The sequence below is a fragment of the Roseateles sp. GW821-FHT09H10 genome (assembly GCF_059415865.1).
Genome location: NZ_JBWKOB010000002.1, coordinates 725,010 through 746,423, shown reverse-complemented (window position 1 = coordinate 746,423; position 21,414 = coordinate 725,010). Strand labels below are relative to the sequence as shown.

The window sequence follows — 21,414 nt, the reverse complement described above, 5'->3', positions numbered from 1 at the left end:
CCATGGACGCACTGCTCGCGTTGGATCAGGGGACTTCTAGTTCACGCGCTCTAGTTTTCGATCGCTCCGGCCGCCTGCTGGCGGTCGCCCAGCGCGAACTGCCCCAGCATTTCCCCCAGCCGGGCTGGGTGGAGCATGACCCCGGGCAGATCTGGGCCCACCAGATCGAATGCGCCCGCGAGGCCGTGGCCAAGGCCGGGGTCAAGATCGCCGCCATCGGCATCACCAACCAGCGCGAGACCGTCGTGCTGTGGGATCGCCAGACCGGCCAGCCCCTGCACAAGGCCCTGGTCTGGCAGGACCGCCGTACGGCGGCCTTCTGCGAGCAGCTCAAGGCGCAAGGCCTGGAGCCGCGCGTGCGCGAGCTGACCGGCCTGGTGCTGGACCCGTATTTCTCGGCCACCAAGCTGCGCTGGCTGCTCGACAACGTGCCCGGCGCGCGTGAACGCGCGGCCCGTGGCGAGCTGGCCTTCGGCACCATCGACAGCTGGCTGTTGTGGAAATTGACCGACGGCAAGGTCCATGCGACCGACGCCAGCAATGCCTCGCGCACGCTGATCTACGACATCCACCGCGGCGACTGGAGCGACGAGCTGCTGGCCGCCTTCGACTTGCCCGCCAGCCTGCTGCCGGAGGTGAGGCCTTCGTCAGGCGTCTTCGGCCAGGCCACCGAGTTCGGCGTGCCCATTTCTGGCATCGCAGGCGACCAGCAGGCCGCCCTGTTCGGCCAGGCGGCGCTGCAGCCCGGCCAGGCCAAGAACACCTATGGCACCGGCTGCTTCCTGTTGATGCACACCGGCACGCAGGCGCGCACGTCGACGCAGGGCCTCATCACGACGCGCGCGGCCCAGGTGGGCAACGCGGCTCAATTCGCGCTGGAAGGCAGCGTCTTTGTCGGCGGCGCCGTCGTGCAATGGCTGCGCGATGGTTTGAAGGCCATCGGCGGCAGCGGCGAGGTGCAGGCGCTGGCGGGCAGCGTGGCCGATGCCGGCGGCGTCATGTTCGTGCCCGCCTTCGCCGGCCTGGGCGCCCCCTATTGGCGGCCCGATGCGCGCGGCGCGCTGCTGGGCCTCACTCGTGGCACCACGCAGGCGCACATCGCCCGTGCGGCGCTGGATAGCATCGCCTTCCAGAGCGCGGCGGTGCTGACGGCGATGAATGCCGATGTGGATGCCGCCGATCGGTTGACCGAGCTGCGCGTCGATGGCGGCGCCAGCGCCAACGATCTGCTGATGCAGTTCCAGGCCGACTTGTTGGGCATCCCGGTGCTGAGGCCCCAGGTCATCGAGACGACGGCTTTGGGTGCTGCGCTGCTGGCTGGGCTGGGTGCCGGGGTCTACGAGTCCACCGAGCAGATCGGGGCCATCTGGCAACTCGATCGCGCCTTCGAGCCGCGCATGTCGCGGGATGAGGCGGGGACGAGGTTGTCGGCGTGGGACAAGGCGGTGCGGCAGGTGCTGGCAGACTGATTGCGACGCTGCACTGCACGGTTGTGCCGCTGGAAATTTCTCACATGAGGCCGATTCTTGTCCTGCTGGTTCTCTTTGCTCTGCTGCTCATTGCAGCATGGGTGCTTTGGGGGGCGTATAGCTTGGTAGTTCGGAAGAAGTACGACGCCCTACATACATACAAGGGCGTCAAGCCTCAACAACTGCCCTCTTTGGCACGCGCCCATGGAACGCTGCTATTCGTCTATGGTTGCTGGCTGTTCGTCATCCCGTTTTTGGTCTTGATATGGCGAATTCCTATGTCGTCTTGGTCGGGACTCGCGATGGCCGGTTATGCCGGCTTCTTCGTTGGGAAAAGAGTGATCGAGCGCAAGCACAACCTCGAACACTCTTGAAGTTCGCGTAAGAACGGAACTGCCACCTGAGGCTGGAGCCGCTGAAATGCCAGACCCGCACCGAGCCTTCGCCACCTTCAGAAACCCAGGCTCTCTCCCAGCCCCGCCAGCGTCGCCATACCCAGCAGCGCAAAGATGACGGCTGCCACCGTGTGCACGAGCTTGACGGGTAGCTTGTTCGCCAGCTTCTCGCCCACCAGCACGGCGGGCACGTTCGCGACCATCATGCCGGCCGTCGTGCCGGCGACGACGCCGATGAAGTCGGCCGGGAAGCGCGCCGCCAGGGCCACGGTGGCGATCTGGGTCTTGTCGCCCATCTCGGCGAGGAAGAAGGCGATGACCGTCGTCACGAAGACGCCATGGCCGGGCTTGGGGGTGTCGTCCTCGTCGAGCTTGTCGGGGATCAGCATCCAGCCCGCCATGGCCAGGAAGGACAGGCCGAGGATCCAGCGCAGGGCCAGCGGGCCGATGATGCCGGTCAGCCAGGAGCCCAGGGCGCCGGCGGCCGCATGGTTGAGGACGGTCGCGACGAAGATGCCCAGCACGATGGGCCAGGGCCTTTGGTACCGGGCCGCGAGCATGAAGGCGAGGAGCTGGGTCTTGTCGCCGATCTCGGCGAGAGCCACCAGGCCGGTGGCGATGAGGAAGGCTTGCATTGCCAGGGATTTTCCCAGGCGCTCCTGACACGCGCTGACAGGCAACCCGGCGCAGCATGCGGGCATTGCACCCAGGAGACCCCGCATGAACTTCGCCTACACCCTGGTCTACGTCGCCGACGTGGCCGCCTCCCTCGCCTTCTTTGACAAGGCCTTCGGCCTGCCGCGCCGCTTCCTGCATGAGAGCGGCGCCTATGGCGAGGTCGACACGGGCGCCAGCGGTACGAAGCTGGCGTTTGTCGACCACGCGACCGCACGCGACAGCGTCCAGCATGACTACATCGCTGCCGACACCAGCACCCAGCCGCTGGGCATGGAGATCGGCTTCACGGTGGCTGACGTGCAGGCCGCCTATGACAAGGCCATCGCCGCCGGTGCGCGCGCCCTGGCCGCGCCCGTCACCAAACCCTGGGGCCAGACGGTGGCCTATGTGCGCTGCCCGGACGGCACGCTGGTCGAACTCTGCACGGCCATGGGCTGAAGCTGCCCTTTGCAGGGGCGGCTTCGCCCCGTCGCGGCGCGCGCGACGAAAAGCTGGTCCTGAGCCAATGACGGCTGCGGGGCGCTGATGGCGCCCAGCGTGGCCAGTTCGGCGCCGCGGGTGCCGCGGGCCTGGAAGGAGGCGTAGATGGCCATGATGGTGTTCGACGTCGTTGTCGGTGACCCCTGCCTTTCGCAAGGGTCGTGCCTGCTGCCACACAATGCCCGGTTATGCGCCGCGCCGACCGCCTTTTCCAGATCGTCCAGCTCATCCGTGGGCGCCGTCTCACGACGGCCGACTACCTCGCCCATCGCCTGGAGGTGTCGATGCGCACCGTCTACCGCGACATCGCGGCCCTGGGCCAGCAGGGCGTGCCCATCGAGGGCGAGGCGGGCGTGGGCTATCGCATGCGGGCGGGCTTCGACCTGCCGCCGCTGATGTTCAGCAAGCAAGAAGCCCAGGCCCTGGTCGCCACCGTGCGCATGGCCGAGTCGCGCCTGGACGCAGCCCTGGCCCGCCAGGCCGAGAACGCGCTGTCCAAGATCCTCGCCGTGCTGCCGCTGGACGCCCGCGCGGCCGCCGAGAGCCTGGCCTTGTATGCGCCGCTGCCGGCCCTGGACCCGGCCACCAGCGCCCATCTGACCTCGATGCGCGAGGCCACCGAGGCGAGGCGCAAGCTGAAGATGGGCTATCTGGACCTGGGCGGCGTGAAGAGCGAACGCGTCGTGCGCCCCCTGGCCTGCCTGTTCTGGGGCCCGGTCTGGACCCTGGCCGCCTGGTGCGAGCTGCGCAACGACTTCCGCAGCTTCCGCGTCGACCGCGTGGAGACGCTGGAGGTGCTGGAAGAGCCTTTCCGCGACGAGGCGGGCAAGACGCTGGCGGACATGAACCGGCGCCGCGAGGCGCAGGAGCACGGGGGAGCCTGAAATGATGCCCCTCGCCCAGCGCGCCACGCTGAACGCGGGCGCTCGGCCCGCAACTCGAAACCAGCATATCTATCGCCGTCAGGCGAATTTCGCACCCTTGTCCAGCAGCAATTCGCGCAGCAGCGAGCGATGGCATCTCGCCTCGTCCTCGCAATAGCAGCCCACCGAGAAATTCGTCTGCGCCGACAAGGTGGCCAGCAGGCTCAGCGCATGCTGGGCCTCGGGCTCGGCCATCTCGGCGTGGTATTTCTTCGTGAACGCCTTCCACTCGGCGTCGGTCCCGGCGGCCTGGCCCAGCTTCATGGTCTCGACGCTGGGCGCGAGGTTGGGAAACCAGATGTCGTAGTAGTCGCGGCTGGCGAACTCCGCCTTGGGCACGCCGCGCGGCGGGCGGCGCACGGTGCCGATGCGCGTGCCCTCATCCTTGCTGCGCGGGCTGCCGAGTTGCACGATGCGGATGGGCATGGCGGTCTTCCTCTCAAGGCTGCCGGCCGAGCACGCGAATGACTTCCTCTTCCGCGACCGGCTTGGCGATGAAGCCATTCATGCCCGCCGCCAGCGCGGCCTGGCGTTCCTGGTCGAGCACGGCGGCCGTGAAGGCGTGGATGGGCAGGGTCGCCGTGGCTGGGTCGGCGCGCAGCAGCTGGGTCGCTTTCAGGCCGTCGACCTTGGGCATGTGCAGGTCCATCAGCACGCCGTCCAGGCGCCCGGCCTGCTCGCGTGCGAGACGCACGGCCTCGTCGCCATCCTCGGCCTCGACGACCTCGGCACCCAGGCGCTGCAGCAGGGCGGTGATGATGAGGCGGTTGACGGGGTTGTCCTCGGCGACGAGCAGGCGCTGGCCGGCCAGCGGATAGCGTGGCGGCAGCGGGATGCGCTTGCGCTGGGCGGTGTCGTCGATGGTGAGGCTGGTCGGCAGGGCCAGCTCGGCCCAGAAGCTGGAGCCGGTGCTGCCATCGCTCTGCACGCCGACGCGGCCCTGCATGCGCGTGGCCAGCTCGCGGCAGATGGACAGGCCCAGGCCCGTGCCGCCGAAGCGCCGCGTCGTCGAGTCGTCGGCCTGGGCAAAGGGGCGGAAGAGCCGGCCCTGCAGCTCTTGCGGCACGCCGATGCCGCTGTCGGCGACGACGATGCGCACGCGGTCGGTGTCGGCCGCCGACAGCTTGAGCCGGATGTGGCCACGCTCGGTGAACTTCAGCGCGTTGACGAGGAAGTTGGCCATGATCTGGCGCACCCGCAGCGGGTCTCCCATGACCAAGCGCGGTAGGCCGGGCGCCAGCTCGATCTGCATGTCCAGGCCGCGCTCGCGGCCCAGGGCCGCGCAGCCCTCGAAGCTGGCCTGGGCCAGGGCGTGCAGGTCGAACTCGATGGTCTCCAGCTCGAGATGACCCGCCTCGATCTTGGACAGGTCCAGCACGTTGGAGACGATCTCGTTCAGCGACTCGGCCGCGCCGACGAGGTGGGACAGGTATTTGTCGCGGTGGGCGTCGTCGGGGTCGCCCTGCTGCAGCAGCCGCGCCAGGCCGAGCACGCCATTCAGCGGCGTGCGGATCTCGTGGCTCATGGTCGCGAGGAAGGCGCTCTTGGCACGGCTGGCGCCTTCGGCCTGCAGCTTGGCGGCCTGCAGCTCGCGCTCCTGGCGGCGCCTCTCGGTGACGTCGTCGGCCACCCACAGCGTGGCGCGGTCGCCGTCCTGGCCGCTGCGGCCGGCCAGCGTGGCCGGCAGGCCGCGGGCATTGAAGCGCACCGTGATGCGCCGGCCGTCGGGGCGGATGAAGTCGCGCTCAAAGGCCAGGGCGGCGCTGGCCACCTGGCTGGCCGAGGGCAGGGGGCCGTGCGCGTCGGCGAGCTGGGGCTCGGTGCCGCCGAAGATCTCCTGCCAGTGGTGGTTGACGCGCTCGAAGCGCTCGCCGCGCGTCAGCGCGATGCCGACGCTGGCGTGCTCCAGGATGGCCTCGGCCTCGATGCGGGCGCGCTCGCGGTCGGTGATGTCGCGGGCGATCAGCATGGTGGCCGGCTCGCCCTCCCAGTCCAGCGTCGCGGCCGACACCAGCACGTCGCGCCATTCGCCGTTCACCAGCAGGGCCGAGCGGAAGTCGCGCACCATGCCCGAGGCGGCCAGTTCGGCGGCCAGGCGCCTGGGCTCGCTGCTGTCGGGCCACAGGCCGAGCTCGCGGCCCGAGCGCCCCATCAGCTCGTCGCGCGACAGGCCCACCAGGGCACAGAAACCCGAGTTGGCGAAGCGGATGCGGCCGTCCTCCAGCTGGGCCACGCAGATGGCGTCGGGGCTGGCGCGCAGCACGCGGTCCAGCATGTTGGCGGTGCGCTGGTGCTGCTGCAGGGCCAGGCGTTCGCCGGTGATGTTGTGGCTGACGCCGCGCCAGGCGATGTGTTCGCCGTCGGCGTCGAAGACGGGTTCGCCCGAGCTCAGCGTCCACAGCAGGTGGCCATCGGGGGCGCGGAAGCCGATGACGCGGTCGCGGTAGGCGCGCTTGGCCCGGATGTCCTCGATGAAGGCCGGGTAGTCGGCATCGCGCACCAGCATGGCGCCGCCGGGCTGGCCGATGCGCAGAAAGTCCTCGCGCTTGTGGCCGGACAGGGCCTCGAACTCGTCGGACAGCCAGTTGACGTTGAACTTGGCATCCGCCTCCCAGGCCCAGTTGTAGGCGGCCTTCACGAGGCGGGCCAGGCGGGCTTCCTCGCCGATGGCGCGCGTCAGCGCCGCACCGAGGATGCGGTTCAGCAGCAGGGCCGAAGCCAGGCCGCTGGTGGCCAGCAGGAAGTGGGCGACGAGGCGATCCGACAGCTGCGGCTGGCGCGGCGAGGTCAGGCCCGGCATCAGGCCCTGGGCCTCCATGCTGGCCAGCACGCCGATGCCGGCGAGATAGAAGGCGGTCAGCAGCACGGCCGCCCCATTGCCGGCCACGCCGCCGCCCAGCGCGATGACGAGGGCGCCCGCGGCCAGGATGACGGTATGCACGCCGATGCCGATATGGGCTGCGTGGGCGAACAGCGCCAGCAGCGTGCCGCCGAGCATCAGCGTGGTGGCCACGCGCGCCCGGCCGGCGCGGCACAGCAGCCAGCCCATGCCGCTGACGCCCAGCAGCGTGAGGCCGACGACCAGGCGCTGGCTGGCCCACAGCGCGCGCATGCCCAGGGCCGTTTCGCTGATGCCGATCAGCGCCGCGATGGTGCCGACGATGCCGACGATCCACAGCAGCGTGCGCGCTGCCATCAGCTGCAGCGCGTCGCGGGTCTCGTTGGCGTCAGTCGGCACTGAAACCATTGCGGGCGTGGCTGCCGTCGCAGAAAGGCTTGGTCTGGCTGCCGCCGCAACGGCACAGCCGCGCCTGCGTGACGCGGCAGACCATGCGGCCGGTGCCGCTCAGCACCTCGATCTGGCCGCGCAGCTGCAGCGGGCCGTTGGGCTCCGGCTCGATGGCGATGGCGCCGTCGCGCATGGCGGGCATGTCCGTGGACAGGCCCAGCATGCCGGTCTCGGGCTCGCCGCTGGCGGCGAAGTGGATGTCGTGGTGGCTGCCGTCGCAGAAGGGCTTGTTCTTGCTGGCGCCGCAGCGGCACAGCGTGGCGCGGGTGCCGATGGACTGGCCGCGCAGCGACAGCGCGCCGCGGATGGCATAGGGCCCGGACTCGCGCACCGACAGCAGGTTGACCGGCGGTGCGGCCTCGTCGGCCTCGCCGTCCTTGCGCTTGTACTGGATGGCGCCGGACGGGCAGGCATGGGCGATGTCGACCAGGCGCTCGACGGGCATGGCGTCGGGATTGATCCACGGCCCCTGCACATTGGCGAGGAAAACCTTGGGCGCGCCCGTCACGCAGAAGCGCGCATGGATGCAGCGCTTGGCCTCGAAGCGCAGTTCCATCTTCTCGCCCTGCACGACCTCGATGCCGTCGACGACCTCGGTGGGGGGCGCCGGCGGCGGCGGCGCGGCGGCGACCTTGACGGCAGGCGTCGGCGCCGGCGCATTCACGTCCAGCCCACGTTCGGCGCGCTCCCGCAGGGCCTGCAGCTGGCGAGCGGCGCGTCCGCTGCGCTCGGCGCCCAGGCGGTCGTGCAGCTCGGCGGCGGCATCGGCCAGCTGGCTGAGGCGCTCGATGACATAGCGCCGCGCGGCCGGGCCCGGCGGCATGCCGGCCGCGTCGCGCAGGGCCGTGAAGCTGGCGCCGGCATGGCAGCCCGGATTGCTGGGGCCGGCGGGCAGGCGGGCAGCATGCTCGGCCAGCGGCGTGAAGGCGCGCATCAGGCCGACGCCGAGGTCGACGATGAGGCTCTTCTCGGCCGAGGGGCCGGGCATCAGATAGCTCTGGGCCAGCAGGCGCAGCATCAGGCCGTAGCTGGCATTGGCCACGTCCACCGCCGCGCTGGCATCGGGGTTCTCCAGCCAGACGCGGCCTTCGGGGCGCGGCGGGCGGCGCAGCACCGGGTTGGTCGCGGCGGGCCAGGCGGGTTCGAAGCCGGGGTTGGCCTGGCGCAGCGCGGCCAGTTCGGTGCGGATGGCAGCGAAGCGGTGGTAGTGCGAGGTCTCGCTGTCGGTGGTCGCGCCCTCGCCCTGGCGCACGATGGCATCGAAGGCCGCCAGCGCTGTCTTGCTGCACAGCACATGGCGGGCGCCGCCGAGGGTGAGCTCGTCGGGGCCGAGCTGCAGCCAGCGGTCGCCGGCGAAGGCCGCCCGCTCGCCGTGCAGGTCGACGAAGGCGCGCAGGTCCGTGCTGAGCTGCTGGTAGAAGTGGCCGACGGTCTCGTAGTCGCAGGCCATGGGCGTCACGCGCGGCACGTCGGAGCCGCGCGTGAACTGGCGCTCGGCCGCGAAGCCCGCGCCGTCCTGCTCGGTGCTGCCCTCGGGACGCTCCAGGAAGATGAAGTGCTGCAGCGTCGCCTCATTGAAGGGGGCGAGCTTGACGACCACGCTGGCCGGCAGATAGCCCGGGTCCAGTGGGAAGTTGCCGCGGCCGATGCGCGGCGCGCCTCCCAGGGCGGCTGTGATGTTCCAGACCGCGACCAGGTGGCCCATCTCCTCGACGGCGACGGCGGTGATCTCGCGCCGCCAGCGCTCGGTCGCGGCCGCCTCGGCGGCACTCAGGCCCTCGGCCTCACCCTGCTTCAGGCTGAAGGCCGCGTAGAGATAGGTGCACATCAGGTTGTGCTCCAGCTCGGCGGCCTCGTAGAGGCAATGCAGCAGTTGTTCGCGGCTGGGCGCCGCGGTGGGAGTTGTCATGGAAGCGCGTCCTCGGACTGGCTGCATCGGACATTAGCACGCGGCTTGCGGGCCGAGCGCCGGGCCGCTCCCTAGCCGGCCCGCTCTGGCGATGTGCTTGCCGGTCAATCCGGCAAGCACATCGCCAGAGCGGGGGACCCACCAGGCCTGCCCGCGTCAGCGCGGCATGGCTGGGCGAGGGGCGTTTGTTCAGGCTGGGCGCAGGCGTGGGAGCCAGGCCAAGGGGTCGAAGCGCGCGGCGGGTGCTTCCACCCAGCGGTGGAAGGGCACGGCCAGGCCGTTGGCCAGCAGCCAGGTGGCGACGAGCACCAGCGCGCCCGCCCCGGCCGGCGCCGCGGGCAACTGGGCCAGCAGGGCGTTGGTCGCCAGCAGCACCGGGAAGTGCAGCAGGAAGAGGGCATAGGACTGCGCCGAGCCCCGCGCCAGCATCTCCGCCCAGGCGGCCGGCAGCAGCGGCCTGGCTTCGGCATGGCGCTGTTGAGCCCAGGCGAGCCACAGGGCCGTCAGCAGTGCCAGCGCGAGGCGGTCGCGCCATTCCAGCATCAGCGCCGCGGCCATGGCCGCGGCCAGCAGCGCGAGGCCGGCGCGGCGGTGGCGCCACAGGCCGAGCCAGTGCACGAGGGCGCCGAGGCCATAGGACGCAAAGAAATAGGGTGCCCAGGCGTCCAGCGCCGGGTCGAGATTGAAGACGAAGGCCGAGGCCAGCGCGAGCGCGGCCACCAGCAGCGGGCCGACGACGAGGCGGCTCGGATGCCGCCAGCCGCGCCGCGCCAGCCACAGCAGGCCCGCCAGCAGGGCGAACAGCTGCAGGTCGATGGCCACATACCAGGCGCCCACCGTCAGGGCTTCATAGCCCAGCACGTCGTGCAGCAGCAAGGCGTGGGCGAGCAGCTGGCCGAGGCTGATGGCGCCCGGCACCAGCTCGGGCAAGGACGAGGCGATGAGGCCCGAGATGCCCAGCGTCAGCAGCAGCGCCGCGAGAAAGGGCAGCGTCAGGCGCAGATAGCGCCGCCACAGCAGCTCGGGCAGGCCGGCCTGCAGGGCCTGGCCGCGCGGCGACAGGCCGCGGGCGCTGAGGTAGCCGCCGACGACGAGGAAGACCTGCACTGCCATGCGGCCGTACTCATGCAGGGCGCCGGCCATCAGCGGCAGGGCGTCATGGGCAGCGCGGGCGATGGGCCCGTAGCTGACGAGATGGTGGAGCACGATGACCTGGGCGGCGAGGACCTTGAGGACGTCGATATGCGGCAGGCGGCGGGAGGACGAGGGATTCATCAGCACAAAAAGAACGGGCCTGCGCAGGCAGGCCCGTTGTGTCGGACGCGTGAAATTCTACCGGGCTCTCCCTGGGGAAATCCCGCGGGGTTTCAAGCCGTCACGAAGATGGCCTTGTTGTTTGCAGAACCGCGCCAGCGGCGTTCCAGCCACCACATGGTCGGCAGGTAGGCGATGACGATGACGGCGGGGATCAGCACCATGCGCTGGGCCGGGAAGGCCAGCCAGACGGCGACGATGGCGATGGTGCGCACGACGGTGTGGGCGGCCGGCACCCAGCTGCCGATGATCCAGCCGAAGGGCAGCCACATCAGGCCGGTCAGGATGCCCACCGTCAGCGGCAGTGAGCTGCGGTCCAGGCCGTAAAAGGGCAGTGCGATGGCATAGACCAGCACGGCCTGGGCGACGCCGGTCATGAAGAGGCCGTCGAAGCGGTTCTTGGGGCGCTTCTTGTCCATGAAGTTCTCACCGGTCAGCTTGGACAGGCCCATGCCCAGGTAGACGATGCAGCCGGTGCAGATGAAGAGGGCGATGCAGGCGGCCTGCAGCGGCAGCAGGGCGCCGGCGATGCCGACCAGGCCCCAGGCGATGGTGCCGGCCAGCGGCATGGCCAGGAAGCGGCGTTGACGGAACAGGGCGAGTTCTTGGTCCAGCGTGCTCATCGGTGTCTCCTTGGGAATCGATGGACGCAGTCTCGCCAGGGGGGCTGGCCGGGTCAGCGGCCGGGCGACGAATCGACAGCCGGGGCGGCGAACGGCAAGCTCAGCCGAAGAGCTTGCGCAGCCAGGCGCGCAGCCTGTGCAGGCGGCCGGGCGGTGGCGCCGGTGTGGCTGCAGCGGGCGTTGGCGGATGCCGCTGGACCAGCGCTGCCTGGAAACGCAGGAAAAAGTCCTCGGCCAGCTTCTGCGCGGCGGCATCGATGAGGCGGGAGCCGATCTGGGCGATCTTGCCGCCGACGCTGGCGGTCACGTCATAGCTCAGCACGGTGTCCTGCGCCGCCACGGCCTGCAGCTGCACCAGGGCCTGGCCCTTGCCATGGCCGGCCGCACCGCCCGAGCCTTCGAAGCTGAGGCGATAGCTCTGCGGCGGCGCCAGCTCGGACAGCTGCAGCCGGCCCTTGAACTTTGCCTTGACCGGGCCGATGGACACGGCCATCAGCACGTCGTAGCCGTTGTCGCCGCTGGGCGTGAGGGCCTCGCAGCCGGGCAGGGCCGCCTGCAACATCGTCGTGTCGTTCAGCGCGGCCCAGGCCTGGGCCTGGGACACGGGCAGGTGCTGCTGGCCGGTCAGGTTCATCGCCGCATTCTGACGGCCGGCCCTGAAAAAGACACGGCCCGCCGGGGCGGGCGGGCCGTGGGCCGGGGGGCGCGGGGTTTACTTCGGCGTGACGGCCAGCTGGTTGTCGACCGACTTGACGCCTTCCACGGCCTTGGCGATGGCCTCGGCGCGGTCTTTCTCGGCCTGCGAGGCGACCTTGCCGGTCAGCTGCACCCAGCCGTCGGCATCGGTGTCGACGTGCACGGTGGCCAGCGACGAGACCTTGCTGGCGGCCAGCTGGGTCTTGATCTTGGTCGTCACGACCGAGTCCTTGACCCAGACCTTGGCGGTACCGGCGGGCTTGTCGGCGGCATAACTGGCCAGCGGAACGGCGAAGGCGCCGGCGACAACGAGGGCAGCAAATTTCGAGAGCTTCATGATGTGGGTTCCTTTCATCGGAAGCGGATGCACCGGATGGGCACCGTCGAAACCGAAATTTATGCAGAGGCGCTGGGCCCGCGGGGCGGACGCCGTGCCGCCTGTCTGTAGGACGTTGGCTATCGCGCCAGCGCGTCCAGCAGCTGGCTGATGCTGTCGAGGTTGTGCACCGGCAGGTGGCGGCTGACCTGCGGCAGCAGGGCGCGCACGCCGGCCGCGCGCGGCTCGAAAGCGTCGAAACGCAGCAGCGGGTTCAGCCAGATCAGCTCGCGGCAGGAGAGGCGCAGCCGCTCGGCCTCGAAGGCCAGCTCGGTGGCGTCGTCGCGCTCCAGTCCGTCGGTGACGAGGATGACGGTGGCCGCGCCGCCGCCGAGCACGCGGCGGGCCCAGTCGCGGTTGAAGGCATGCAGGCAGGCGCTGATGCGGGTGCCGCCAGCCCAGTCCGGCACAGAGGCCGACACGGCGGCGAGGGCGGCGTCGGGGTCGCGGCCCTTGAGCTGGCGGGTGATGCGCGTGAGCCGCGTGCCGAACACGAAGGCCTCGGCGCCGGACTGCTGACGCGAGTCGGGGCCAGGATTCAGCAGGCCTTGGGCCAGCTGCAGCAGCACGCGCGAATAGCGGCCCATGGAGCCGGAGATGTCGGCCAGCAGCACCAGGGGCGAAGGTTTCAGTCGCGGCTGCTCGCGGGCCGGCAGCGCGAAATCACGGCGGGCCTCGGCGCGCAGCGTGGCGCGCCAGGCGATGCGGCCGCGCCGGGCCAACGCATGGCGCCGCGTGAGGCGCTGCGCCAGCTGCGGCTGCAGGGCGGCGAGCGCCTGGCGGGCGGCAGCCCATTCGGCGGCCGTCATGGTGTCGAAGTCGCGCCGCTGCAGCAGCTCGCGGTTGCCGGCGTCCAGGCGCGCCTCGATGTCGACCTGCTCCGCGCGCGGCGCTGCCGCAGGCGCCGCGGGGAGCAGCGCGTCGGCCAGGCGCCGGTTCTCGGGCGGCGGTGGCGCGGCCGTGCGTCCTTCGGCCTGCGGGAGCAGCAGGGCCATGATGCGGCCGAGCAGGTCGGGGTCGCGCCAGAAGACGTGGAAGGCCTGGTCGAACAGCGGACGGTGCTCGGGTCGGTCGACGAGGCAGGTGGCCAGCGCGGCCTGGAAGTCGGCGCGCGAGGCCAGGCCGCCGGCCTCCAGGGCCTGGGCGGCGAGCAGCAGCCTGTCGGTGCCGACGGGCAGGCCGGCCGTGCGCAGCACGCGGCCGAAATGCATCACGTTCTCGGCAAGCCTATCCATGGCTTCAGGCGATGGCTTGCAGCTCGTTCAGCAGGCGCGCGGCCTCGCTGCCCTGCACGCGGGCGATGTCGTCCTGGTATTTCAGCAGCACGCCCAGCGTCGACTGCACGGTGGCGGGGTCGAGGCTGACAGCGTTCAGCTCGATGAGGGCGCGCGACCAGTCCAGCGTCTCGGCCAGGCCCGGCAGCTTGTAGAGGTCCAGCCGGCGCAGGCCCTGCACGAAGGCGACGACCTGCGCGGCGAGGCGCTGCTCGATGCCCGGCAGGCGGGCGCGCACGATGGCCAGCTCGCGGGCGGCATCGGGAAAGTCCAGCCAGTGATAGAGGCAGCGTCGCTTGACGGCGTCGTGGATCTCGCGGCTGCGGTTGCTGGTCAGCACGACCAGGGGCGGCGCGGCGGCCGTGATGGTGCCGAGCTCGGGGATGGTGATCTGGAAATCGGCCAGGAACTCCAGCAGATAGGCCTCGAAGGGCGCGTCGGCACGGTCGAGCTCGTCGATCAGCAGCACGGCCGCGGGCGTCGTCGTCAGCGCCTGCAGCAGGGGGCGCTCGATGAGGAAGCGGCGCGCGAACAACTCGTCCGCCGCACGCCCGCCGTCGCCAGCCTGGGCGAGGCGGATCTCCAGCATCTGCCGCGCATAGTTCCATTCGTAGGCGGCGGCCGCGAGGTCCAGGCCTTCGTAGCATTGCAGGCGGATCAGCGGCCGCTGCAGCGCCGTGGCGAGGGCGGCCGCGATGGCGGTCTTGCCGGTGCCGGGCGCGCCCTCCAGCAGTAGGGGCCGGCCCAGGCGCAGCGCGAGGAAGGCCGCGGTGGCGAGCTCGCGCGAGGGCAGATAGGCCTGGGCCTGCAGGCTTTGAGCAATGGCATCGATGCTGGCCGGGGGCTGATTCATGTCGGCAGGGCCTGTTGAATCGCGGTGTCCGCAGTATCGGGGCGCTAGGCCCGTCGCGGCAGCAGCAGCCGGCGCAGCAGGACCGTGCCGGCCACGGCCAGCACGATGGCCACCAGCCAGGGCGTGGGCTCGACCACCTCTTCGCCCGACAGGCCGAAGGTGAGGGCCGCGTTGTAGCCCGCGTGTAGCAGGATGCCGGGCCACAGCGAGCGCGTCCTCTCGTACAGCCAGCCCATGACGAGGCCGCCGATGGAGGCGGCCACGCATTGGTAGATGTTCATGTGCGACAGGCCGAACAGCAGGGCCGAGCCCAGCAGGGCCGGCCAGCGCGGGTATTGGCGCAGGAAGCCGCGCAGGATGATGCCGCGGAACAGCATCTCCTCGACCAGGGGCGCGATGAGGCAGGCCGTCAGCGCGGTGACCCACCCGCCCGAGGCCATGCGCTCGAACATCTCGGCGTCCGCTGCAGACATCGGGAACAGCGTGACCACCAGCGCCCCGAGGGCGACATTGCCCAGGGCCAGCGCGGGCACCACGCAGAGGATGGGCAGGCTCAGCAGGCCCATGACGGCCAGCGGCGAGCTGCGGGCGGGATGGAAGAGGGCGGCATAGCTCAGGCCCGACCACTGCATCACGATCGTCAGCAAGAGGCCGTTGGCCAGCACGACGACCACGCTCATCAGGTCGCGCGCGTCCATGCCGAGCAGGGACTGGGCGTCCTGGAAGGCGGCGCCGATCAGGAACTCGGCGGCGAACAGGCAGGCCACCAGGAAGGCGGCCTCAAAGGCGTTGGGAAAGGTGTCGCGCGATTGCGGCATGCATGGCGGGGCGGTGGCGCGTGCCGGCCCTCCCCTCGCGATTTGTCGTTGTGGGCGGCCACTCTAGCGCCCGCCTCCCGGGCCTCGCGGCGGGCGGCCGGTGTTTGCAGCTCTTTACACCTGCAGTGGGAAGGAATTGGCATTCGGCGCCGTTGTCGGCTTGAAGGGGTCGGACAGGCCGGCCCGTGGAACACGACGGAAACCGCCATGAAATCGCCTCTCCTCATTGTCGCCCTCCTGCTGTTGGCCGGCCTCGCGCGGGCCGAGGAAGCCGCGCCGAATGCCGACAAGCGCGCGCTCAACCTCGCCGTGCAGCGTGATGGCCAGCGCAACCAGAGCGCCGCGGCGGCCCTCAGCCTGCCGGTCGGCGAGCGGGCCTGGGTGCAGCTCGGCGCCGGGCAGTCGCGCAGCCGAGATGCCGCTGGCGGTGAGCCGCTCAAGCCCAGGCAGGTGTCGGTCGGCGGCGGCGTGGCCGGCAAGGCCTGGCAGGCCGGCGTCAATGCCAGCCAGCGCCGCGATGGCGACAGGCTGCGCCGCACGGATGTGGGAGCCGCGGTCGACTGGAAGCCGTTCGACGGCGTCAATGTCGGCGTGGATGCGATCCGCCGCAACGCCCGTGCGCAAGGCGCGGTGGCGGCCTCGCCGGTCGAGCAGCGCCTCAAGGGCCATGGCGTGGGCGTGCACGGCGCCGTCGCCGTGGGCCCGCGTCTGAGCGTCTACGGCGCGACGATGCGCAACCACTACAAGACCACGACGACGCAGGCCACCCCCAGCGGCGGCCTGCTGGCGGGCGTGCCGCTGCTGGGCGGCCGCGTCACGGCCGTCAACCGCGACGAGGCGGCCCTGGACCGCAGCCATCAGCTCGGCGCGACATATCGCATCAGCGACGGCGTCGCGTTGAACGGCGAGGTGATGCAGGACCGCCTGCATGACGGCGGCACGCTGCGCAGCCTGCAGATGAAGGCCGCCATCGCCGCCGGCGCGGGCTGGACGATCACGCCCGGCATCGGCCGCAGCCGAGGCCCCCAGCGCGACAGCGCGAACTACGGCCTGCTGGCCGCCAGCTACGCCTGGTGAAGCCCTTAAGCTGGCGGCCTGTGCATTCAGGAAGCCAGACATGAATTTCGCCAAGATCGTCGGCGTGCTCCTCCTCATCGCCGGTGCGGCCAGCCTCGCCACGGGCGGCTTCAGCTACACCAAGGACAGCACCGTGGTGAAGCTGGGGCCGCTGGAGCTGTCGGCCAAGCAGAAGGAGGAAGTCAATCTGCCGGTCTGGCTGGGCGTGGGCGCCATCGCTGTGGGCGGCTTGCTGCTGCTGTTCGGCGGGCGCAAGTGATGGCCACCGCTGAGGACGTCCTGGGCTTCTGGTTCGAGGAGATCCAGCCCGCCCAATGGTGGAAGGTCGACCCGGCCTTCGACGAGCTCGTGCGCAGCCGCTTTGGCGATCTGCACGAGCGGGCCAGGCGCTGCGAGCTGTTCGGCTGGCGTGTCACGCCCGAAGGCCGGCTCGCGGAGGTCATCGCCCTGGACCAGTTCGCACGCAACATCCACCGGGGCACGCCGGGCGCCTTCGCGGCCGACCCGCTGGCCCTGGCCCTCGCCCAGGAGGCCGTCGCGGCGGGCGACGACCTGAAGCTGCCCGTCGAGCGGCGGGCCTTCCTCTACATGCCCTATATGCACAGCGAGTCCGCGGCCATCCATGCCGCGGCCGAACCGCTGATGAAGGCCAGGGCGCCCGAGGGCACCTACGACTTCGAGCTCAAGCACAAGGCCATCGTCGACCGCTTCGGGCGCTATCCCCACCGCAACGCCATCCTCGGCCGCGAGTCGACGCCCGAGGAAGTCGAGTTCCTCAAGCAGCCGGGCTCGAGCTTCTAGATATCCAGCAGATGGACGGTGGCGGCCGCGCGCTCCTCGGCGCTGTGGCCGGACAGGGCCTTGTCCCACTCAGGGCCGCTGGCGCCCGTCGATGAAGACGCGCTGCGCGTCATGACGGCGACCTCCTCGGTACCGGCATCGAATTCGCCCACCTGCTCGCGGCTGTCGAGGAACAGCTTGGCGACCGGGCCGGCGCTGGACTCGATGACGACCAGGTAGCGGGAGACCTTGCGGTGATCCTGCTGGACGTGCCGTGCCGGCATTTCATGACCAAAGCCTTGACTCATCGGGGCTCCTTGCGCAACTCGGGCCATTGTGCGCCGCCCTGCGCAGGAGTAACCCTGAAGCCCTGGTTTCGTGGAGCGTGATCCAATCGCGGAAGTGGAACCGATTCCAAACAACGACAGCCAGCCGCCTGGCGAGGAAGAGACATGCAGTTCAAGCGAGTGACGATGGGTGTGCTGGCCACCGGCCTGGCGGTGTCGGCTGTTGCCGGCGGCATGCCCGACTTCGGCCCCAACGTCCACATCTTCGATCCGTCGACGCCCGGCATGCAGCAGCGCATCGACGAGATCTACGCCGCCCAGCAGCCCAACCATTTCGGCCCGCGCCGCGATGCCATCCTGCTCAAGCCGGGCACCTACCAGGATCTGCGCATTCCGGTCGGCTTCTACACCCATGTGCTGGGCCTGGGCGCGCGGCCGGGCGATGTGCACGTCATCGGCGACCTGCGCTCCACGCCCTTCCTCGATGGCGACAACGCGACGCAGAACTTCTGGCGCGGCGCCGAGAACTTCGCGGTGACGCCGACGCTGGGCATCGGCGACAACACGATGCAGTGGGCCGTTTCGCAGGCCATCCCGTTCCGGCGCATGCATGTGCGCGGCAATATCCGGCTGAACAAGGACAAGGGCTGGGCCAGCGGCGGCTGGTTCTCCGACGTGCTGGTGGACGGCCAGGTCAACTCGGCCACGCAGCAGCAATGGATCTCGCGCAACAGCCAGTGGGCCAGCTGGACGGGCTCGAACTGGAACATGGTGTTCGTCGGCGTGCAGGGCGAGCCGGCGGGCGAGTTCCCGACGCCGGGCCAGCGCTTCACCAAGATCGCCAGGACGCCGCTGGTGCGTGAGAAGCCCTGGCTCTTCATCGACGCCAAGGGCCAGTACGCGGTGCGCGTGCCGGCGCTGCGGCGCGACAGCGCCGGCATCTCCTGGGCGAATGGCGTGCTCACGCCCGGCAAGACGCTGCCCATCACCCAATTCTTCATCGCCCGGCCCGGCGACACGGCGGCGGCGCTGAATGCCCAGCTGGCCGCCGGCAAGCATCTGCTGTTCACGCCCGGCGAATACCTGCTGACCGAGACCCTGCACGTCAAGCGTCCCGGCACGGTGGTGCTCGGCATCGGCTTCCCGACGCTGCGCTCGGACAACGGCCAGCCCCTCATCAAGACGGCCGACGTCGACGGCCTGACCATCTCCGGCCTCTTCCTGGACGCCGGCAAGCAGGACTCGGGCGTGCTGATGGAGGTGGCGCCCGCGGGTACGAAGAAGCGTCACAAGGCGGACCCCATCGTGCTGCACGACTTGTTCTTCCGCATCGGCGGCGCCGCGGCCGGCCAGGTGGACACGGCCCTGCGCATCAACGCCCACGACACCCTGGTCGACCACACCTGGATCTGGCGCGCCGACCATGGCGAAGGCGTCAGCTGGACCAGCAACCCCTCCGCCCACGGCCTGTGGGTCAATGGCGAGGACGTGACCATCTACGGCCTCTTCGTCGAGCACTTCCAGAAGGAGCAGGTGGTCTGGCGGGGCAACGGCGGACGGGTCTATTTCTACCAGTCCGAGATCCCTTATGACCCGCCCACGCAACCCGAGTGGACGAACGCCGCGGGCGGCCGCGGCTATGCGGCCTACAAGGTGGCCGACACGGTGGCCCGCCATGAGGCCTGGGGCCTGGGGGCCTACAGCGTCTTCCTGAAGCCCGATGTGGTGCTGGACCGCGCCTTCGAGGTGCCCCAGGTGCCCGGCGTGCGCATGCACCACATGATCACTGTCTGCCTGGTGGACAAGGGCAGCATCGAGCACGTCATCAACGACGCGGGCGATGCGGCCCGTTGCAAGGGCGGCAGCAATACGGCGACGCTGAAGGACTACCCGTGAAACGACGCGCTGTCGGCTTCGTCTGACAGCGGGTTGCGCCGTCGGACACCGTTTGTCACACCGTGTCGCCCTGAGACTGAGCGCACCTCAAATCAGGAGAGCGCCATGGGTGCCACCAAGATCATTGCCATCCTGCTGCTCGTCATCGGCGCGGTCAGCCTCGCCATGGGCGGCTTCAGCTACACCAAGGACAAGACCGTCATGAAGGTCGGCTCGCTCGAGGTGTCGGCCAAGCAGACCGAGCAGGTCAACATCCCCATGTGGCTGGGCGTCGGCGCCATCGCCGTCGGCGGCCTGCTGCTGGTGTTCGGCAGCAAGCGCTAAAAAAGCGGGCGCCCGAAGGCGCCCGTGAAGGTGTCACCGGACAGGTGATGAGATCTTTCAGCCGGCCGCTTTCGCGAGGCGCTCTTCGATGCGCGCTTTGACGGCGGGCAGGGCTGCGGGCAGGTGGAAGGCGAGCTGGGCGAACAGCTCGTCGTGCAGCTTCATCTCGGCCTGCCATTCGGCGGCGTCGATGCGGGTGACGGTGTCGAACTTGTCCTGCGAGAAGTCCAGGCCTTCCCAGTTCAGGTCGGCATAGCTGGGCGACACGCCAAAGACATGCTCCTGGCCGCCGCCGGTGCCTTCCAGGCGATCCAGCATCCACTTCAGCACGCGCATGTTCTCGCCATAGCCGGGCCAGACGAACTTGCCGTCGGCGCCCTTGCGGAACCAGTTGACGCAGTAGATGGCGGGCAGCTTGGCGCCCGAGGCTTCAAGCTTGGCGCCCAGGTCCAGCCAGTGTTGGAAGTAGTCGGCCATGTTGTAGCCCATGAAGGGCAGCATGGCGAAGGGGTCGCGGCGCACGATGCCCTGCTGGCCCGCGGCGGCGGCGGTCGTTTCCGAGCCCATGGTGGCGGCCATGTAGACGCCTTCGGTCCAGTCGCGCGCCTCGGTCACCAGCGGCACCGTGGTGGAGCGGCGGCCGCCGAAGATGAAGGCATCGATGGCGACACCCGCCGGGTTGTCCCAGTTGGCGTCCAGGGCCGGGTTGTTGGTGGCGGCCACCGTGAAGCGGGCGTTGGGGTGGGCGGCCTTGGCGCCGGTTTCCTTGGCGATGGCCGGCGTCCAGTCCTTGCCCTGCCAGTCGATGGCGTGGGCCGGCGGCGTGTCGCTCATGCCTTCCCACCACACGTCGCCGTCATCGGTCAGCGCCACGTTGGTGAAGATCACGTCGCGCTGCAGGCTGTCCATGCAGTTGGGGTTGGTGTGCGAGTTGGTGCCCGGGGCAACGCCGAAGTAGCCGGCTTCGGGGTTGATGGCGTACAGCTTGCCATCGGCACCCGGCTTGATCCAGGCGATGTCGTCGCCGATGGTGGTGATCTTCCAGCCATTGAAGGCGGCCGGCGGAATCAGCATCGCGAAGTTGGTCTTGCCGCAGGCGCTGGGGAAGGCGGCGGCGACGTGCATCTTCTTGCCGGCGGGGCTTTCGACGCCCAGCACCAGCATGTGCTCGGCCAGCCAGCCCTGGTCGCGGCCCATGGTGGAGGCGATGCGCAGCGCGAAGCACTTCTTGCCCAGCAGTGCGTTGCCGCCATAGCCCGAGCCGTAGGACCAGATTTCGCGCGTCTCGGGGTAGTGGACGATGTACTTGGTCTTGTTGCAGGGCCACGAGACGTCGGCCTGGCCGGCTTCCAGCGGTGCGCCCACGGTGTGCACGCAGGGGACGAAATCGCCATCGGTGCCCAGCAGCTCGATGACGGCGCGGCCCATGCGCGTCATGGTGCGCATGTTGACGGCCACATAGGGGCTGTCGCTCAGCTCCACGCCGATGTGGGCGATGGGGCTGCCCAGCGGGCCCATGCTGAAGGGCACGACGTACAGCGTGCGGCCGCGCATGCAGCCCTTGAACAGGGCCTTGTCACCGGTCTGCAGCAGTTCGCGCATCTCGGCCGGGGCCATCCAGTTGTTGGTCGGGCCGGCGTCTTCCTTGGCTGCGGTGCAGATATAGGTGCGGTCCTCGACGCGGGCGACGTCGCTGGGGTCGGAGTTGGCCAGATAGCTGCCGGGGCGCAGGGCCGGGTTCAGCTTCTTGAAGGTGCCGGCGGCGACGAGCTGGTCGCACAGGCGCTGGTATTCGTCGGCGCTGCCGTCACACCAGTAGATGTCGGCGGCCTCGGTGAGCGCCGCGATCTCGGCCACCCAGGCGATCAGCCGGGCGTTCTTGACATAGGCGGGCAGGTTCAGCCGCAGCCCCTGCATGGCGGGTTGGTTCATGGCGAAAGCTCCAATCATGGG

At 70.0% G+C, this 21,414-nt stretch carries 22 protein-coding genes; 9 read left to right on the top strand and 13 right to left on the bottom strand.

Annotated elements, in window-relative coordinates; translation table 11 throughout:
- The first annotated feature begins 2 nt into the window (after positions 1-2).
- Together glpK and AC07OY_RS11350 are read left to right on the top strand one after the other, a co-directional pair.
- Entirely contained in the window at positions 3-1,469 is a 1,467-nt protein-coding gene (glpK, locus tag AC07OY_RS11355; RefSeq protein ID WP_495042681.1) for a glycerol kinase GlpK, read from the top strand.
- Positions 1,433-1,843 (top strand): hypothetical protein, encoded by a 411-nt coding sequence (locus AC07OY_RS11350; protein ID WP_495042680.1) that lies wholly within the window; start codon positions 1,433-1,435, stop codon positions 1,841-1,843. Before glpK ends, AC07OY_RS11350 begins: the two co-directional genes overlap by 37 nt.
- A gap of 77 nt (positions 1,844-1,920) precedes the next feature.
- Here the strand turns inward: AC07OY_RS11350 and AC07OY_RS11345 are convergent, their stop codons facing one another.
- Complete coding sequence (locus AC07OY_RS11345; protein ID WP_495042679.1) at positions 1,921-2,499, bottom strand: TMEM165/GDT1 family protein; 579 nt, start codon at positions 2,497-2,499, stop codon at positions 1,921-1,923.
- A gap of 85 nt (positions 2,500-2,584) precedes the next feature.
- Here AC07OY_RS11345 and AC07OY_RS11340 point away from each other — a divergent pair, with 85 nt between their 5' ends.
- Both AC07OY_RS11340 and AC07OY_RS11335 read left to right on the top strand, forming a co-directional pair.
- A complete protein-coding gene (locus AC07OY_RS11340; protein ID WP_495042678.1) occupies positions 2,585-2,980 on the top strand; it encodes a VOC family protein in 396 nt (131 codons plus the stop codon).
- Positions 2,981-3,210: 230 nt separating this feature from the next.
- On the top strand, positions 3,211-3,906 hold the full coding sequence (locus tag AC07OY_RS11335) for a helix-turn-helix transcriptional regulator (RefSeq protein WP_495042677.1): 696 nt from the start codon (positions 3,211-3,213) through the stop codon (positions 3,904-3,906).
- A 78-nt stretch (positions 3,907-3,984) separates the two neighbouring features.
- Here AC07OY_RS11335 and AC07OY_RS11330 read toward each other — a convergent pair whose 3' ends face one another.
- The 10 genes from AC07OY_RS11330 to AC07OY_RS11285 form a co-directional block, all read right to left on the bottom strand.
- Entirely contained in the window at positions 3,985-4,371 is a 387-nt protein-coding gene (locus AC07OY_RS11330) for a DUF488 domain-containing protein (protein ID WP_495042676.1), read from the bottom strand.
- A 13-nt stretch (positions 4,372-4,384) separates the two neighbouring features.
- Positions 4,385-7,183 carry a PAS domain-containing hybrid sensor histidine kinase/response regulator gene (locus AC07OY_RS11325; RefSeq protein ID WP_495042675.1) on the bottom strand — a complete coding sequence of 933 codons (2,799 nt, stop codon included), beginning with the start codon at positions 7,181-7,183 and terminating at the stop codon, positions 4,385-4,387.
- Positions 7,173-9,143 carry a ferritin-like domain-containing protein gene (locus tag AC07OY_RS11320; RefSeq protein WP_495042674.1) on the bottom strand — a complete coding sequence of 657 codons (1,971 nt, stop codon included), beginning with the start codon at positions 9,141-9,143 and terminating at the stop codon, positions 7,173-7,175. The genes AC07OY_RS11325 and AC07OY_RS11320 overlap by 11 nt, the downstream gene beginning before the upstream one ends.
- 189 nt (positions 9,144-9,332) lie before the next feature.
- Complete coding sequence (locus tag AC07OY_RS11315) at positions 9,333-10,418, bottom strand: acyltransferase family protein (RefSeq protein ID WP_495042673.1); 1,086 nt, start codon at positions 10,416-10,418, stop codon at positions 9,333-9,335.
- Between the two features lie 92 nt (positions 10,419-10,510).
- Positions 10,511-11,080 carry a DUF7010 family protein gene (locus AC07OY_RS11310; protein ID WP_495042672.1) on the bottom strand — a complete coding sequence of 190 codons (570 nt, stop codon included), beginning with the start codon at positions 11,078-11,080 and terminating at the stop codon, positions 10,511-10,513.
- A 100-nt stretch (positions 11,081-11,180) separates the two neighbouring features.
- A complete protein-coding gene (locus AC07OY_RS11305; protein ID WP_495042671.1) occupies positions 11,181-11,714 on the bottom strand; it encodes an SRPBCC family protein in 534 nt (177 codons plus the stop codon).
- Between the two features lie 78 nt (positions 11,715-11,792).
- Positions 11,793-12,113, bottom strand: a complete 321-nt coding sequence (locus AC07OY_RS11300; RefSeq protein WP_495042670.1) for a BON domain-containing protein — start codon at positions 12,111-12,113, stop codon at positions 11,793-11,795.
- A gap of 119 nt (positions 12,114-12,232) precedes the next feature.
- Entirely contained in the window at positions 12,233-13,387 is a 1,155-nt protein-coding gene (locus tag AC07OY_RS11295; RefSeq protein ID WP_495042669.1) for a vWA domain-containing protein, read from the bottom strand.
- A 4-nt stretch (positions 13,388-13,391) separates the two neighbouring features.
- Entirely contained in the window at positions 13,392-14,279 is an 888-nt protein-coding gene (locus AC07OY_RS11290) for an AAA family ATPase (RefSeq protein ID WP_495042668.1), read from the bottom strand.
- Between the two features lie 44 nt (positions 14,280-14,323).
- Positions 14,324-15,097 carry a CPBP family intramembrane glutamic endopeptidase gene (locus tag AC07OY_RS11285; RefSeq protein WP_495042667.1) on the bottom strand — a complete coding sequence of 258 codons (774 nt, stop codon included), beginning with the start codon at positions 15,095-15,097 and terminating at the stop codon, positions 14,324-14,326.
- A gap of 207 nt (positions 15,098-15,304) precedes the next feature.
- Here AC07OY_RS11285 and AC07OY_RS11280 point away from each other — a divergent pair, with 207 nt between their 5' ends.
- The 3 genes from AC07OY_RS11280 to AC07OY_RS11270 are packed head-to-tail and all read left to right on the top strand — an operon-like array spanning position 15,305 to position 16,975.
- Entirely contained in the window at positions 15,305-16,174 is an 870-nt protein-coding gene (locus AC07OY_RS11280) for a hypothetical protein (protein ID WP_495042666.1), read from the top strand.
- Between the two features lie 40 nt (positions 16,175-16,214).
- Positions 16,215-16,433, top strand: coding sequence for a hypothetical protein (locus tag AC07OY_RS11275; protein WP_495042665.1), 219 nt, complete (start codon positions 16,215-16,217; stop codon positions 16,431-16,433).
- Positions 16,433-16,975 carry a DUF924 family protein gene (locus AC07OY_RS11270; RefSeq protein WP_495042664.1) on the top strand — a complete coding sequence of 181 codons (543 nt, stop codon included), beginning with the start codon at positions 16,433-16,435 and terminating at the stop codon, positions 16,973-16,975. The genes AC07OY_RS11275 and AC07OY_RS11270 overlap by 1 nt, the downstream gene beginning before the upstream one ends.
- Here AC07OY_RS11270 and AC07OY_RS11265 read toward each other — a convergent pair.
- Positions 16,972-17,262, bottom strand: coding sequence for a hypothetical protein (locus tag AC07OY_RS11265; RefSeq protein ID WP_495042663.1), 291 nt, complete (start codon positions 17,260-17,262; stop codon positions 16,972-16,974). The two genes, AC07OY_RS11270 and AC07OY_RS11265, sit on opposite strands and share 4 nt — an antisense overlap.
- A gap of 144 nt (positions 17,263-17,406) precedes the next feature.
- Here AC07OY_RS11265 and AC07OY_RS11260 point away from each other — a divergent pair, with 144 nt between their 5' ends.
- Entirely contained in the window at positions 17,407-19,137 is a 1,731-nt protein-coding gene (locus AC07OY_RS11260; protein WP_495042662.1) for a pectate lyase-like domain-containing protein, read from the top strand.
- A gap of 105 nt (positions 19,138-19,242) precedes the next feature.
- Positions 19,243-19,461 (top strand): hypothetical protein, encoded by a 219-nt coding sequence (locus tag AC07OY_RS11255; protein WP_495042661.1) that lies wholly within the window; start codon positions 19,243-19,245, stop codon positions 19,459-19,461.
- 57 nt (positions 19,462-19,518) lie between these two features.
- On the opposite strand, the gene AC07OY_RS11250 is transcribed toward AC07OY_RS11255, so the two are convergent.
- Complete coding sequence (locus tag AC07OY_RS11250; protein ID WP_495042660.1) at positions 19,519-21,393, bottom strand: phosphoenolpyruvate carboxykinase (GTP); 1,875 nt, start codon at positions 21,391-21,393, stop codon at positions 19,519-19,521.
- Between the last annotated feature and the right edge of the window lie 21 nt (positions 21,394-21,414).